The 13,241-nt window shown below is 63.3% G+C and carries 12 protein-coding genes; 4 read left to right on the top strand and 8 right to left on the bottom strand.

Annotation, left to right across the window (positions count from 1 at the left end; genetic code table 11):
• The first annotated feature begins 23 nt into the window (after nt 1-23).
• The 3 genes from CRP40_RS02565 (at nt 24) to CRP40_RS02575 (ending at nt 2,438) form a co-directional block, all read left to right on the top strand.
• Nucleotides 24-362 carry an FKBP-type peptidyl-prolyl cis-trans isomerase gene (locus CRP40_RS02565; protein ID WP_027915980.1) on the top strand — a complete coding sequence of 113 codons (339 nt, stop codon included), beginning with the start codon at nt 24-26 and terminating at the stop codon, nt 360-362.
• Between the two features lie 176 nt (nt 363-538).
• Nucleotides 539-1,201: a hypothetical protein gene (locus CRP40_RS02570; RefSeq protein ID WP_027915981.1), complete on the top strand. Its 663-nt coding sequence runs from the start codon at nt 539-541 to the stop codon at nt 1,199-1,201.
• Nucleotides 1,202-1,244: 43 nt separating this feature from the next.
• Nucleotides 1,245-2,438: a D-amino acid dehydrogenase gene (locus CRP40_RS02575; protein WP_027915982.1), complete on the top strand. Its 1,194-nt coding sequence runs from the start codon at nt 1,245-1,247 to the stop codon at nt 2,436-2,438.
• 54 nt (nt 2,439-2,492) lie between these two features.
• Here CRP40_RS02575 and CRP40_RS02580 read toward each other — a convergent pair whose 3' ends face one another.
• Nucleotides 2,493-3,221 (bottom strand): aspartate/glutamate racemase family protein, encoded by a 729-nt coding sequence (locus CRP40_RS02580; protein WP_027915983.1) that lies wholly within the window; start codon nt 3,219-3,221, stop codon nt 2,493-2,495.
• A 16-nt stretch (nt 3,222-3,237) separates the two neighbouring features.
• A complete protein-coding gene (locus CRP40_RS02585; protein ID WP_027915984.1) occupies nt 3,238-4,770 on the bottom strand; it encodes an NCS1 family nucleobase:cation symporter-1 in 1,533 nt (510 codons plus the stop codon).
• Nucleotides 4,771-5,271: 501 nt separating this feature from the next.
• On the opposite strand from CRP40_RS02585, the gene CRP40_RS02590 reads away from it, so the two are divergent.
• A complete protein-coding gene (locus CRP40_RS02590; RefSeq protein ID WP_027915985.1) occupies nt 5,272-6,198 on the top strand; it encodes a class I SAM-dependent methyltransferase in 927 nt (308 codons plus the stop codon).
• 105 nt (nt 6,199-6,303) lie between these two features.
• Here CRP40_RS02590 and CRP40_RS02595 read toward each other — a convergent pair whose 3' ends face one another.
• The 6 genes from CRP40_RS02595 to CRP40_RS02620 form a co-directional block, all read right to left on the bottom strand.
• Entirely contained in the window at nt 6,304-7,302 is a 999-nt protein-coding gene (locus tag CRP40_RS02595; RefSeq protein ID WP_027915986.1) for a sulfate ABC transporter substrate-binding protein, read from the bottom strand.
• Between the two features lie 208 nt (nt 7,303-7,510).
• Nucleotides 7,511-8,335: an ion transporter gene (locus CRP40_RS02600; protein WP_027915987.1), complete on the bottom strand. Its 825-nt coding sequence runs from the start codon at nt 8,333-8,335 to the stop codon at nt 7,511-7,513.
• Between the two features lie 44 nt (nt 8,336-8,379).
• Nucleotides 8,380-9,255: an urea transporter gene (locus CRP40_RS02605; RefSeq protein ID WP_027915988.1), complete on the bottom strand. Its 876-nt coding sequence runs from the start codon at nt 9,253-9,255 to the stop codon at nt 8,380-8,382.
• Between the two features lie 210 nt (nt 9,256-9,465).
• Complete coding sequence (gene pyk / locus CRP40_RS02610) at nt 9,466-10,881, bottom strand: pyruvate kinase (RefSeq protein WP_027915989.1); 1,416 nt, start codon at nt 10,879-10,881, stop codon at nt 9,466-9,468.
• Complete coding sequence (locus tag CRP40_RS02615) at nt 10,878-12,152, bottom strand: glycerate kinase (RefSeq protein ID WP_023535914.1); 1,275 nt, start codon at nt 12,150-12,152, stop codon at nt 10,878-10,880. The genes pyk and CRP40_RS02615 overlap by 4 nt, the downstream gene beginning before the upstream one ends.
• A 177-nt stretch (nt 12,153-12,329) precedes the next feature.
• Nucleotides 12,330-13,223 carry a 2-hydroxy-3-oxopropionate reductase gene (locus CRP40_RS02620; protein ID WP_027915990.1) on the bottom strand — a complete coding sequence of 298 codons (894 nt, stop codon included), beginning with the start codon at nt 13,221-13,223 and terminating at the stop codon, nt 12,330-12,332.
• Nucleotides 13,224-13,241: the final 18 nt, after the last annotated feature.

The raw sequence follows: 13,241 nt of genomic DNA on the forward strand, positions 1-13,241 counted from the left end.
TTCGTAGCGGCTGGAGCCTGCGCATGAACCAAGAACTGCAAATCATCGACCTGGTCGAGGGTGACGGCAAGGCGGCCGTCAAAGGTGCGCTGATCACGACCCAATACACCGGGTGGCTGGCCGATGGCACCGAGTTCGACTCCTCCTGGTCACGCGGCAAGCCGTTTCAATGCGTGATCGGTACCGGGCGAGTAATCAAGGGGTGGGACCAGGGCATCATGGGCATGCGCGTTGGCGGCAAGCGCAAGCTGTTGGTGCCGGCGCACCTGGGTTATGGCGCGCGTAGCGTTGGTTCTATCCCACCTGATTCGGACCTAGCGTTCGAAATCGAGCTGCTCGAAGTGCTGACGCGCGATGACTGACACGATAGCCCCGTAATGCCTGTGCCAGACGCCTGGCACCCTGGCAGCGGGGAACAAAACGGGCTATTGGCACTCTGAACCGAACCCGTCGTCAAGGAAGGCACTCACTGCAAAAGGCGCCCTGTGCCCGTCCAGGCGATGCGCGGGTGACCCGTTTGTCACACGAGCCTGCATTGATGAAGTTGATTCCACACCTGCATCGTCGCCGTCATTGGTTGCTGGGCCTGGCCCTGACCGCCGTAGGCGTACCGCTGGCGCTGGACGCCGTCGAGAGCCGCGCGCAACCGGTGGATGGCACCCAGACCCTGGTGTTTCTGCGCCATGCCGAAAAACCCGGTGAAGGCCTGGGCCAGCTGAACTGCCAGGGCCTGAACCGCGCGCTGGACCTGGCCACGGTTTTACCCGAACGTTTCGGCAAGGCCGATTACGTGTTTGCTGCCAACCCGTCCCGGCACGTGGAGGAGGGCGCTGATGACCAAAGCTACAGCTACCTGCGTCCGCTCATGACCATCAGCCCCAGTGCCATTCGCCTCGGCCTGCCGGTCAACATCGACTACAGCGCCAACGACACCGATGACCTGGCCGACGAACTGCTCAGCGACAAGTACCGTAACGCGACCATCTATACGGCATGGTCTCACGGCTACCTGCCGGACCTGATCAATACCGTCGCCCAGAAGGCTGTCGGCAAGGAGCATGTCATCACCGAAGATTGGCAGGATGGGGACTTCGACACCCTCTATGTCCTGACCCTGGACTGGCACGATGGCAAGGCCAGCCTGCGCAGCCGCAACGTGCGTCAGGGGCTCGATGACGGTGAGCATAGCTGCCCGACCTGATCCGCTGGTACTGTTGAGCCAGAATGCTGAACAGGGATGAACGATGAAGCGGCAGGTGACGGTGATCGGGGGCGGCGTGATCGGGCTGGCGACGGCCTATGCGCTGGTGCAGGAAGGCCATTGCGTTGAATTGATCGAGGCCCACGACACCTTGGGGGCGGCCACCAGCTTTGCCAACGGTGGTCAATTGTCCTACCGCTACGTCGCGCCACTGGCGGATGCGGGCGTGCCGTGGCAGGCGCTGGGGTGGTTGTTGCAGGGCGACTCCCCGCTGCGCCTGCGCTTGCGTCTAGACCCGGCGCAGTGGCGCTGGTTACTGGCCTTCACACTGGCGTGCCGACGCAGCGTCAATCAGCGCAACGCCGCCGTATTGCTTGACCTTGCCCTGCAAAGCCAGGCCGTGTTGGCCCAGTGGCGCCAAGCCCAGGCAATCGGTGATTTTGCCTGGCGCCGCAACGGCAAGCTCGTAGCGTTTCGCAGCGAAGCCCAGTTCAGGCGCAGCCGTGTGCAACTGACGGACCCTGATCGCCAGCAGGTACTCGGCGCCGCTGAGCTGCGGGCGCTGGAACCGGCGCTGCAGGCGTCGCCATTCGTGGGCGGCGTCTTCACCCCGGACGAAGAAGTGGGCGACTGCCACGCCTTCTGCCTGCGCTTGGCCGCCGCTCTGCAAGCCTGCGGCCAATGCCAGTTCCGGCTCGGTCAGCCGGTGACGCAACTGCTTCACCGTGAGCATCAGGTGGTGGCGCTGCGCCTTGGCCATGAAGAACTGCCAATCGACCAGTTGGTGCTGTGCGCAGGTTACCGCAGCGCGGCGCTGAAGGTGCCAGGGGTGAACATTCCGATCTATCCACTCAAAGGGTACAGCCTGACTGCGCCCCTGGTGCCGGGGCAGGGGGCGCTTGAGATCAGCCTGACGGACTACGAGCGCAAGATCGTCTATGCCCGGCTGGATCGACAGTTGCGCGTCGCGGCCATGGTGGACATCGTGGGGCAGGACGAGGCGCTGGACAAACGCCGCTTGCAGAGCATGCGCCGCCTGGCACTGGAGACGCTGCCCCATGCCGCCGATTATGCCCACGCGGTGGAATGGGCCGGTATGCGACCGGCGACGCCCACCGGTGTACCCATCATAGGCGCAACGCCTTACCGTAACCTTTGGCTCAACCTTGGCCATGGCGCGCTGGGCTTCACGCTGGCCTGCGGCAGTGGCCAGCGGCTGGCCAGAATGATCGGTTGAGCAGTGCCTGCGCAGGATCGATTGCCGATCCCGCGCAGGTTGCGCCCTGGTGCCCTAGCGGCCGACGCGCATTGGCCAGCCTATGACCTTCTTCGCCCGAGGGGTGGCATAGGTGCGCACCTTGGACGTACTCAGGCCCAGGCGCACCAACGACTCGGCGATGGTCACCGCCGCGCTGACCCCATCGACCACCGGTACCCCGGTGCGTTGGCGGATCTGCTCGTCCAGCCCGGCCATGCCTCCGCATCCCAGGCAGATGACCTCGGCCTTGTCATCACGTACGGCCCGTTCGGCTTGTTCGACGATGGCCTCGACAGCGCGCTGCGGATCGGCTTCGAGCTCCAGCACCGCCAGGCCGCTGGCGCGTACCGATGCGCAGCGGTCGTACAGCCCGGAAAGCCTGAGGCGGTCCTCGATCAAGGGGACGGTACGGTCCAGCGTGGTGACCACCGAGTAAGCGTGGCCCAGGTACATGGCGGTGCTGGCGGCGGCATCGGTGATGTCCACCACCGGCACGTTCAGCAGCTCCTGCAGGCCTTCACGGCCGTGCTCGCCATAACCGGCCTGGATCACTGCATCATAGGGGCCCTCATAGGCCAGTACCCGATCCATCACGGCAATGGCGGCCAGGTAACTCTCGAAATTGCCCTCCACCGATTCTGCGCCGAACCACGGCGTAAGGCCGATGACTTCTGTGCCCGGCGCCGCCACGGCGCGGGCCTGCTCGGCGATGGCCTCGGTGATGGCTTCGGTGGTGTTGACGTTGGCAATCAGGATTCGCATGGGCAGTCCTCCTTGTTCAGTGGCTGCTGTGGTCGACGGCGATGCATTCGCCGCTGACGTCGTGGTAATGACGGTTGCGCGGCGCGATCAACAGGTACAGGGCGGCGGCGATGCCAGCCCCGATCAGCCACGAGAAGGGCGCGACGCTGTGGAAGTTGGGTACCAGGGCCAGCACGATGGCCAACAGGGCCGCCGGCACGAACGCCGCGACCGCGCGCAGGTTGATGCCCTTGGTGTAGTGATACGCGCCGGCGGGGTCTTCGCTGTAGAGCTGCGGGACGTTGATGCAGCCTTTGCGCAGCAGCCAGTAGTCGGACATGATCACCCCGTACAGCGGGCCCAGCAATGCACCCAGGCCGGACAGGAAGTAGACGATCACCAAGGGGCTGTTGTACAGGTTCCACGGCAGGATGAGCACCGCCAGCGTGGCGCTGATCAGCCCCGCGCGACGGAAATTGAGGTGACGCGGTGCCAGGTTGCTGAGCACGAAGGCCGGTGCCACGAAGTTGGCCATGATATTGACCGCCACCGTGACGATGAGGAACGACAGGCAGCCCAGCACCAGGAAGGTGGTGTTTGGAATGGCTGCGACGATCTGCGTTGGGCTGTCGATGATCTGGCCGTTGATCTTGAACTGAGCGCCGCACAGCACGACGGTGATCACGGCAAACACCAGGATGTTCACCGGCAGGCCCCAGAAATTGCCAACGCGAATGGTCTTGCGGCACGGCGAGGAACGGGCGAAATCACAGAAATTGAGCACCAGCGTGCCATAGATGGCCAGCCACAAGGCACCGCCGGCAAAGATGTTGCGCCACATCTCGTAACCGCTCAGGGGTTCTGCCACCGACCAGGCGATGCGTGTGTCGGCCTTGAAGTACATGAACACCGCCAGCGCTGCAACCGTTACCAGAATGACAGGGCCTGCGAAAGCTTCGTAGCGACGGACCATCTCCATGCCGTAGGCGAGAATCACCAACTGCACCAGCCAGATGGCCACGAAACAGGCCCAGCCCAGGCTGGACAGGCCAAGGATGCTGTCGTGGTCGTAGGCTGCCATCTGCGGCCAGACGGCGCTGAGCAGCACGCGCAGGACCACCGAGGCCAGGTAGGTCTGGATACCGAACCAGGCGATGGCGATGACTGCGCGGATCAACGCCGGGATCTGCGCGCCGTGGATGCCGAAGGCGATGCGGCTGATGACCGGGAAGGGGACGCCGGTCTTCTGCCCCATGTAGCCCGACAGGTTCATGAAGAAGTACACCAGGGCGGCGCCAATGGCCAGCGACAGCAATATCTGCCAGCCGCCCAGGCCCAGGGCGAACAGGCCCATGGCGAATGAATAGTTGGCGATGTTGTGCACATCGTTGGTCCACAGGGCGAAGATGCTGTAACGGCCCCAGCGGCGCCCGGCGATGCGGGTGGGGGCCAGGTCCCGGTTGTGCAGGCGGGGGCTCAGTGCCATGTCCGGCACCGTGTCGGCCGGGGTTGGTTGGGTCTGGGTGCTGGCGACGGATAGTTCAGGGGCAAGGTTGAGGCTGCTACTCATTCCGGCGGGCTCCTGATGCACGTTGACTGCGATGAGCGGGCAGCGCACGGGCTCGCCATCTCGTCGGTGCAGCGTTGGCATCTCGGGGTTCTGGGCGCGGCGGCCGACGGTCAATCGGCGTCGCGGGTTCTTGTGTATTTATGTTCGGTGAAACTTGTATACAAAACACAAGCACAGGGAAGCCAGTTCCATGCCAGCTTGAGCAGGCGATCGCCACAGTGACCACTCAGGAAGCGTGCAGATTTCAGTAACAAGCTGAAAAATCAGCGTTTTAAGCTGACCATTAAGTCAATAATTGTTTGAATTCATGGGCTTAGTTGATCAGATGGTCAGCATTAAGTGAGCGCTTCATGTAACACATCGGGGCATGGGCGGTGCAAGTGCACACAAAAATGGCACTTAAGGTGACATTAGTGTGTACAAAAAATAGACAATTCAAGGTGGCGCACCTGGGCGGCCTTGCCATGTAAAATACGCCTCCGCTTACCGATGTGACCTGACATGACCTCTCCGATTGCCGCCCTCGAGCAGCATCTGCTTGCCGCCCTGAACCCCGCCCCTGCAGAAACCCGTCGCCTTTTCCACGGCCGAGGACGTTGCTGGCCCGGCCTTGAGCAGATCACGGTGGACTGGCTTCAGGGCGTGTTGTCGGTCGCCTTGTTCCGTGAGCCCCCCGAGGGGCAATTGGCAGAGCTTGAGGCGATGCTGTTGCGGCTGTCGCACCTTGAGCAGTGGACGGGCCAGGCGATCCTGCTGCAACACCGTTACCTGCCCGACAGCCCCGGTCAGTGGCTGGTGGGCGAGCCGTGTCAGCAACGTGAGGTGATCGAGGACGGGCTGACCTACCTGCTGGACCTGGGGGTACGTCAGAACAATGGCCTGTTCCTGGACATGCGTCATGGTCGCCAGTGGGTGCGCGCCCAGGCCAAGGGGCAGCGCGTGCTGAACCTGTTTGCCTACACCTGCGGTTTTTCGGTGGCGGCGATTGCAGGTGGGGCCGAGCAGGTGGTGAACCTGGACATGGCGAAATCGGCACTGTCCCGAGGGCGCGACAACCATCGCCTCAACCAGCATGACCCGTCCCGTGTGGCCTACCTGGGTCATGAGCTGTTCAAGTCATGGGGCAAGGTGCGCAAATACGGGCCTTACGATCTGATCATCATCGATCCGCCCACCTTCCAGCGCGGCAGCTTCGTGTTGACCCAGGACTACGCGAAGATCCTGCGCCGCTTGCCTGAGCTGTTGAATGAAGGTGGGACGGTTCTGGCCTGCGTGAACGACCCCGGCATAGGGCCTGAGTTCTTGATCGAGGGCATGGCCGAGCACGCGCCCGGCCTCGCCTTCGTGGAACGGCTGCAGAACCCGCCGGAGTTCCCGGATGTGGATCCGGCAGGGGGGTTGAAGGCGTTGGTGTTTCGGTTAGGTTGATCGGGGCGGGCCGTCATTCAGGGGACCACAGCCGCGTCCGGCTTTCATGGGTGTTGCGAAGCTCAAGGCCCGGACCGCTGTACTGCCGGCCTAGCCCCATCAGCCTCACTGACCGGTATAGATCTGGTCGAACACGCCCCCATCGTTGAAATGCGTTTTCTGCACAGTGCGCCAGTCACCAAAGGTCTTCTCGACCGAGAGGAATTCGACCTTGGGGAAACGATCGGTGTACTTGGCCAACACGGTCGCATCGCGTGGACGCAAGTAGTTCTGGGCGGCGAGTTCCTGGGCGGCCGGTGACCACAGGTACTTCAAGTATTCCTCGGCCACGGCTTGGGTGCCTTTACGGGCCACCACTTTATCGACCACGCTCACCGGCGGCTCGGCTTCGGCTGAAACGCTTGGATAGACCACCTCGAACTGATCGCGACCGAATTCGCGCGCAATCATTTCCGCTTCGTTCTCGAACGTCACCAGCACATCGCCAATCTGGTTGGTCATGAACGTGGTAGTGGCGGCGCGACCACCGGTGTCCAGCACTGGCGCCTGCTTGAACAGCTTGCCGACGAACGCACGCGCCTTGGTCTCGTCACCGCCTTGCTTGAGCACATAGCCCCACGCCGACAGGTAGGTGTAGCGGCCGTTACCCGAGGTCTTGGGGTTGGGTACGATGACCTGTACGCCGTCCTTGAGCAGATCCGGCCAGTCCTTCAATGCCTTGGGGTTGCCCTTGCGCACGATGAACACCGTGGCAGAGGTGAACGGTGCACTGTTGTTCGGCAGGCGCGTGACCCAGTTTTCAGGGATCAATTTGCCGTTGTCGACCAAGGCATTGATGTCGGTGGCCATGTTCATGGTGATCACGTCGGCCGGCAGGCCATCGATCACCGCGCGCGCCTGTTTGCTGGAGCCACCGAAGGACATCTGCACAGTGACCTTCTCGTTATGCTCGGCCTCCCAGTGCTTCTGGAAGGCCGGGTTGTAGTCCTTGTAGAAATCACGCATCACGTCGTAGGAAACGTTCAGCAGGGTCGGGGCAGCGTGGGCCAGGGTGCCGAAGGCCAGGCTGGCAGCGGCCAGCGAGACGGTGAAAAACTTTTTCACGACGCATTCCTTATAGGTATGAATGTTGGGGCAATGTGCCAGCGACTATAGCGTCTTGTTCTTCAGGTATTAAAGAATCAATGCGTCTTTGCTTATACGTGCTGGCCGATGGGCGGTGTTGGCAGTTGTCCACGGGCTTTGCCCACTCAATGACTCCCTCACCCTCCAAGGTGCGGGAGCCCTACGGATCTCGTCATGAGCGCCTCGCTCAACCGGATTTGGGGAACAACGCATTTCCACATCGGGCACAAAACGCCGCTCCACTTTCATGGGATTTCTTGCTGCAGGTCGGGCAGGGGTGTTGCAGTTGCTCGCCACGCATGGCATTGGCGAGCTCGGCGGTAAAGATCCCGGTTGGCACCGCGATGATCGAGTAGCCGATGATCATCACCAGCGAAGACAGCACCTGGCCCAAAGGTGTTCGGGGCACGATGTCGCCGAACCCGACCGTGGTCAGCGTGACGATGGCCCAGTAGATCCCCTTGGGAATGCTCGTGAAGCCATGCTCCGGGCCCTCGATCACGTACATGAGGGTGCCGAATACGGTGACCAGCGTTGATACGCTGACCAGGAATACGATGATCTTCTGCTTGCTGCCGCGCAGGGCATCGAGCAGGTAATTGGCCTGCTTGAGGTACGGGCTGAGCTTGAGTACACGGAAGATCCGCAACATGCGGATGACCCTCACGATCAGCAGGTACTGCGCGTCACTGTAGTACAGCGCGATGATGCCCGGCACGATCGCCAGCAGGTCGACCAGGCCGTAGAAGCTGAAGGCGTAGCGCAGGGGCCGGGGCGAGCAGTACAGCCGCGTCAGGTATTCGCACAGGAAGATGGCGGTGAAGCCCCACTCGATCGCGGCCAGCAGGCCTCCGTAGCCGCGATGCACCTCATCGATGCTGTCCAGGATGACCGTGACCAGGCTCGCCAGGATGATCAGCAACAGGGTTTTGTCGAAGCGTCTTCCGGCCACGGTGTCGCTCTGGAAGACGATCACGTAAAGCCGCTCGCGCAGGCTTGCAGGTTTGTTCATTGGCTCTGTCCATCGTGAAGTCGGCTGAGCCTATGGGGTGCCTTTCAGCTATGCAAGCGCCCCGGTGTCTGGCGTTTGCCAAGCTTCAGGTGACTGCCCAAGTGGATGAGCCAGCAGGCGGCGACGAAAGGCGCCGTGAGCGCCGGGAACGGCAGCCTGCTCAACAGCGGGTGTAACGCCAGTGCCAGGCCGATGGCCAACAACGTGACCCAGGGTTTTTCCCCCTGACGGCTGAAGGCTAGGGCTGCCAGGGCCGCGTTGAAACCATAAAGCCCCATCCATGCCGACGGCGTATCACCCACGAGCAGTGCCAGGCCTGCACCTGCGGCAGAGCCTATGACCGCCCAGAAGCAGGCATACGGGTTGGCGATCAATAGGCCGACGATGATCAGCAGCCCAGCCAGGGGTTGATCGAGCAGGAAGATCTGCCCGACCCCTCTTGCCAGGGCACTCGCCAGGTCGGCCTCGACCACCGCGGGTACGGTGACCGTCTGTACGAACAGCAACGTGCCCCAGCCCAGGAGCACGAACGGCGCCGTGTAGGCAGTCAGCAGCTTGCCGCCGCGTTTGCGCCACTGGTGGGTGATGATGCTGGACAGCCCGCCGGCAGCGAGGATCAGCGGCGGCAGAATGGCGGACCAGGGCAGCACGGCGCTGATCAGCAGGCCTATGAGTACGCTGTTGTAGCAGTACAGCCCGGCCTGGCGGTCAGCACGGTCGTAGCCGCGACGCTGCGCGGTGAGCAGGCCGGCCAAGGCGCCGAGCAGGGCGCCACCTACCAGGTTGGGCGCGGTCAGCAGGATGGCCAGCAGGCAGCACAGGCCGCACATGGGGTTGCGCAGCAGTAGCACCTGGCTGAAACCGTTGAGTATCGCCGTCGCCCAGTCGGGGCAAGGGTTTACGAAATTTTTGGTGTACATGGGGCAGTCAGTGAGGTGGATGGGAGGGCGGTGGGCCTCTTTGGGCCTCGATTTACCGCAGGTCCGGTACATCGGTGTTCGGGGAGGGCTGCGCCCTCCATTCGCGGGTCAAGCCCGCTCCTACAAGCTCTGCGCTGTGCCATGGAGCGGCGCGCCTCCTGTGGGAGCGGGCTTGACCCGCGACGGGGGCGCATAGCGCCCCCGGGAATCTCAGTTCAACGTCTCGATCCGCAGCGTGTTGGTCGACCCTGGCTTGCCGAAAGGCACACCGGCAGTGATCAGAAGCGTGTCGCCACGGCTGGCCATGCCTTGGGCCTGGGCAATTTCCAGCGCAGTGGAAACCACTTCGTCTACCTGGCGTAGGCGGTCATTCACTACCGAATGCACGCCCCAGGCCACGCTCAGGCGGCGAGCGGTGTTCGGGTTCGGCGTCAGGTTGAGGATCGGTGACCGTGGCCGCTCGCGCGAAGCACGCAGGGTCGAGGCGCCTGACTCGCTGTAGTTGACCAGCACCGCCACCGGCAGGATGCCGCTGATGCGGCGGATGGCGCAGCTGATGGCGTCCGATACGGTGGCCTCTGCCTTCGGCCGGCCGACGTCGAGCTGGGCCTGGTAGTCCGGGCCGTTCTCCACCTGGCGGATGATCTTGCTCATCATCTGCACGGCTTCGAGCGGGTAATCGCCCGAGGCCGTCTCCGCCGACAACATCACAGCGTCCGCGCCTTCCGCCACGGCATTGGCCACGTCGGTGACTTCGGCACGAGTCGGAGCAGGGGAGAAGCGCATGGATTCGAGCATCTGCGTGGCCACTACCACGGGCTTGCCCAGCTGGCGGCAGGTGCCGATGATGCGCTTCTGGATCTGCGGCACGCTCTCGGCAGGCACTTCCACACCCAGATCGCCCCGGGCCACCATGATCGCGTCGGCCTGCTCGGCGATCGCTTGCAGCTGCTCCACCGCCGACGGTTTCTCGATCTTGGCCATCAAGTAGGCGCGGTCGCCGATCAGCTGGCGTGCCTCGGCAATGTCCTCGGGGCGTTGCACGAACGACAGCGCCACCCAGTCCACGCCAAGCTCCAGGCCGAAGGCCAGGTCGCGGCGGTCCTTCTCGGTCAGGGGCGACAAGTCCAGAACCGCCTGAGGCACATTCACCCCCTTGCGGTCGGACAGCTCCCCACCTGCCAGCACCTCGGTGACGATGGCGTCACGGTGTTTGGCCGTCACGCGCAGCCGCAACTTGCCGTCGTCCAGCAGCAGGTCCATGCCAGGTTCCAGCGCAGCGATGATCTCCGGGTGAGGCAGGTTGACCCTGCTGCTGTTGCCTGGCGTCTTGTCCAGGTCCAGGCGCAAGGCTTGACCACGTTGCAGGTGCACCTTGCCTTCGGCAAAACGACCCACCCGCAGTTTTGGCCCTTGAAGGTCCATGAGGATGCCCAATGGGTAGTTGAGCTGCTGCTCCACCTCGCGGATCCATTGATAGCGCAGCGCATGGTCGGCGTGCTCGCCATGGCTGAAGTTCAGGCGAAAGATATTCACGCCTGCTTCCACCAGTTGCCGTACATCGTCGATGCCACCGGTAGCCGGGCCCAGGGTGGCGAGGATTTTCACTTTCTTGTCAGGCGTCATGAGGGGTCGGTCTCGAGAATCAGGATGGCGCGAAAGTCGTTGACGTTGGTGCGCGTGGGTTCGGTGACGATCAGCGCATCGAGCGCGGCGAAGTAGCCGTAGCCGTTGTTGTCGTCCAGCTCGTCGCTGGCAGAAAGGCCCAGGGCTTGGGCGCGTGCGTAGCTGCTGGGCGTCATCACAGCGCCGGCGTTTTCTTCCGAGCCGTCGATGCCGTCGGTATCGCCTGCCAGTGCGTAGACGCCCGGCAGGCCCTTGAGGCTTTCGGTGAGGCTGAGCAGAAATTCCGCGTTGCGCCCGCCGCGCCCATTACCGCGCACGGTGACCGTGGTCTCACCGCCGGACAGAATCACGCAGGGGGCCTTGAGCGGCTGGCCATGCTGGACGATTTGCCGGGCAATGCCTGCGTGCACCTTGGCCACTTCCCGTGACTCACCCTCCAGGTCGCCCAATATCAACGGACTGAAGCCTGCCTGGCGCGCCTTGACTGCCGCAGCTTCCAGCGATTGCTGAGGCTTGGCGATCAGCTGGAAATGGCTGCGGGCCAGGGCTGGGTCGCCCGCCTTGAGGGTTTCGGAGGCCGGGTCGTTGAGCCAGTCGATGACGGCCTGTGGGGCGTCGATGGCGTAGCGTTTGAGGATCGCCAGTGCCTGGGCCGAGGTGCTCGGATCGGCCACGGTGGGGCCAGATGCGATGACCGTGGCCAGGTCGCCCGGCACGTCCGAGATCGCATAGGTGTAGACCGTGGCCGGCCAGCAGGCCTTGGCCAGGCGCCCACCCTTGATCGCCGAGAGGTGCTTGCGCACGCAGTTCATCTCGCCGATGGTGGCGCCGGATTTGAGCAGGGCCTTGTTGATGTGCTGCTTGTCCGCCAGGGTCAGGTCGGCAGCGGGCAGCGCCAGCAATGCAGAGCCGCCGCCGGACAGCAGGAATATCACCCGATCCTGCTCGCTGAGGTTGCCGACCAGCTCCAGCACGCGCCTGGCAACCGCCAGGCCGGCTGCATCCGGCACCGGGTGGGCGGCTTCGACCACTTCGATGTGTTGGCAGTTGGCACCGTGGCCGTAGCGGGTCACGACCAGGCCGCTGACCTCGCCTTGCCAGTGCTTTTCGACCACCTCGGCCATGGCGGCGGCGGCCTTGCCTGCGCCGATGACGATCACCCGGCCACTGCGGTCGGCGGGCAGGTAGGGTTCGAGCACGTGGCTGGGGTGGGCAGCGGCAATGGCTGTGTCGAATAGCTCACGCAGCAGTTTCTGTGGATCGACCGACATGGCAGGCTCCCTTTATTGTTGTTCTGCACAATCGAGAACGCCCCTGGAACAGCCTCCGTGCAGGCCGAACCAGGGGCGGTGTTGCTCGGGGTCACCCCTGGCTGTGTTCAGCCAAGAGGCGTAACAGGCGTGCCGGTTTACCGGCAGCAGGGCTGCAAGGCAGGACCGGCGCTCGGATCAGCGGTCGTCGCGGATCGAGAAGTTGGCCATGTGCTCCAGGCCCTTGATCAGCGCCGAGTGGTCCCAGTTGCTGCCGCCCAGGGCCGCGCAGGTGTTGAACACCTGCTGCGCGTTGGACGTGTTGGGCAAGTTGATGCCCAGCTCACGGGCACCCTGCAGGGCCAGGTTGAGGTCCTTCTGGTGCAGGCTGATGCGAAAACCTGGGTCGAAGGTGCCTTTGATCATGCGCTCGGCGTGCACTTCCAGAATTTTCGACGAGGCGAAACCGCCCATCAGTGCTTCGCGCACCTTGGCCGGGTCTGCGCCGTTCTTGGCGGCAAACAGCAGCGCCTCGCTGACGGCCTGGATGTTCAGGGCGACGATGATCTGGTTGGCCACTTTCGCCGTCTGACCGTCACCATTACCGCCTACCAGGGTGATGTTCTTGCCCATGCTCTGGAACAGTGGCAGGGCGCGCTCGAAGGCGTTCGGGCAGCCGCCTACCATGATGCTCAGGGTCGCGGCCTTGGCACCCACTTCACCTCCGGATACCGGAGCGTCCAGGTAGGTAGCGCCGGTGGCGTTGATCTTCTGCGCAAAGGCTTTGGTGGCGGTCGGGGAAATCGAACTCATGTCGATCACCACCTTGTTCGGTCCCACGCCCTGGGCGACACCGTTTTCCCCGAACAGCACACTGTCGACTTGTGGGGTGTCCGGGACCATGACGATGATGAACTCGGCTTCCTGGGCTACTTCCTTGGGGTTGGCCAGGGCCACGGCGCCGTCGGCGATCAGGTCGGCTGGAGCCGCATCGTGGTGGGTGGAGACGAACAGGCTGTGCCCTGCTTTTTGCAGGTTCTGGGCCATGGGCTTGCCCATGATGCCGGTGCCGATGAAACCGATTTTAGCCATGAGAAATTACCTCTTTTA

The organism is Pseudomonas sp. URMO17WK12:I9 (assembly GCF_900230165.1).
Classification (GTDB): Bacteria; Pseudomonadota; Gammaproteobacteria; order Pseudomonadales; family Pseudomonadaceae; genus Aquipseudomonas; species Aquipseudomonas fulva.

What these genes read in the sequence shown, in the direction of transcription:
- CRP40_RS02565 (WP_027915980.1), top strand. Translation starts at nt 24, where the DNA reads ATGAACCAAGAACTGCAAATCATCGACCTGGTCGAGGGTGACGGCAAG.
- CRP40_RS02570 (WP_027915981.1), top strand. Translation starts at nt 539, where the DNA reads ATGAAGTTGATTCCACACCTGCATCGTCGCCGTCATTGGTTGCTGGGC.
- CRP40_RS02575 (WP_027915982.1), top strand. Translation starts at nt 1,245, where the DNA reads ATGAAGCGGCAGGTGACGGTGATCGGGGGCGGCGTGATCGGGCTGGCG.
- CRP40_RS02580 (WP_027915983.1), bottom strand. Translation starts at nt 3,221, where the DNA reads ATGCGAATCCTGATTGCCAACGTCAACACCACCGAAGCCATCACCGAG.
- CRP40_RS02585 (WP_027915984.1), bottom strand. Translation starts at nt 4,770, where the DNA reads ATGAGTAGCAGCCTCAACCTTGCCCCTGAACTATCCGTCGCCAGCACC.
- CRP40_RS02590 (WP_027915985.1), top strand. Translation starts at nt 5,272, where the DNA reads ATGACCTCTCCGATTGCCGCCCTCGAGCAGCATCTGCTTGCCGCCCTG.
- CRP40_RS02600 (WP_027915987.1), bottom strand. Translation starts at nt 8,335, where the DNA reads ATGAACAAACCTGCAAGCCTGCGCGAGCGGCTTTACGTGATCGTCTTC.
- CRP40_RS02605 (WP_027915988.1), bottom strand. Translation starts at nt 9,255, where the DNA reads ATGTACACCAAAAATTTCGTAAACCCTTGCCCCGACTGGGCGACGGCG.
- pyk (WP_027915989.1), bottom strand. Translation starts at nt 10,881, where the DNA reads ATGACGCCTGACAAGAAAGTGAAAATCCTCGCCACCCTGGGCCCGGCT.
- CRP40_RS02615 (WP_023535914.1), bottom strand. Translation starts at nt 12,152, where the DNA reads ATGTCGGTCGATCCACAGAAACTGCTGCGTGAGCTATTCGACACAGCC.
- CRP40_RS02620 (WP_027915990.1), bottom strand. Translation starts at nt 13,223, where the DNA reads ATGGCTAAAATCGGTTTCATCGGCACCGGCATCATGGGCAAGCCCATG.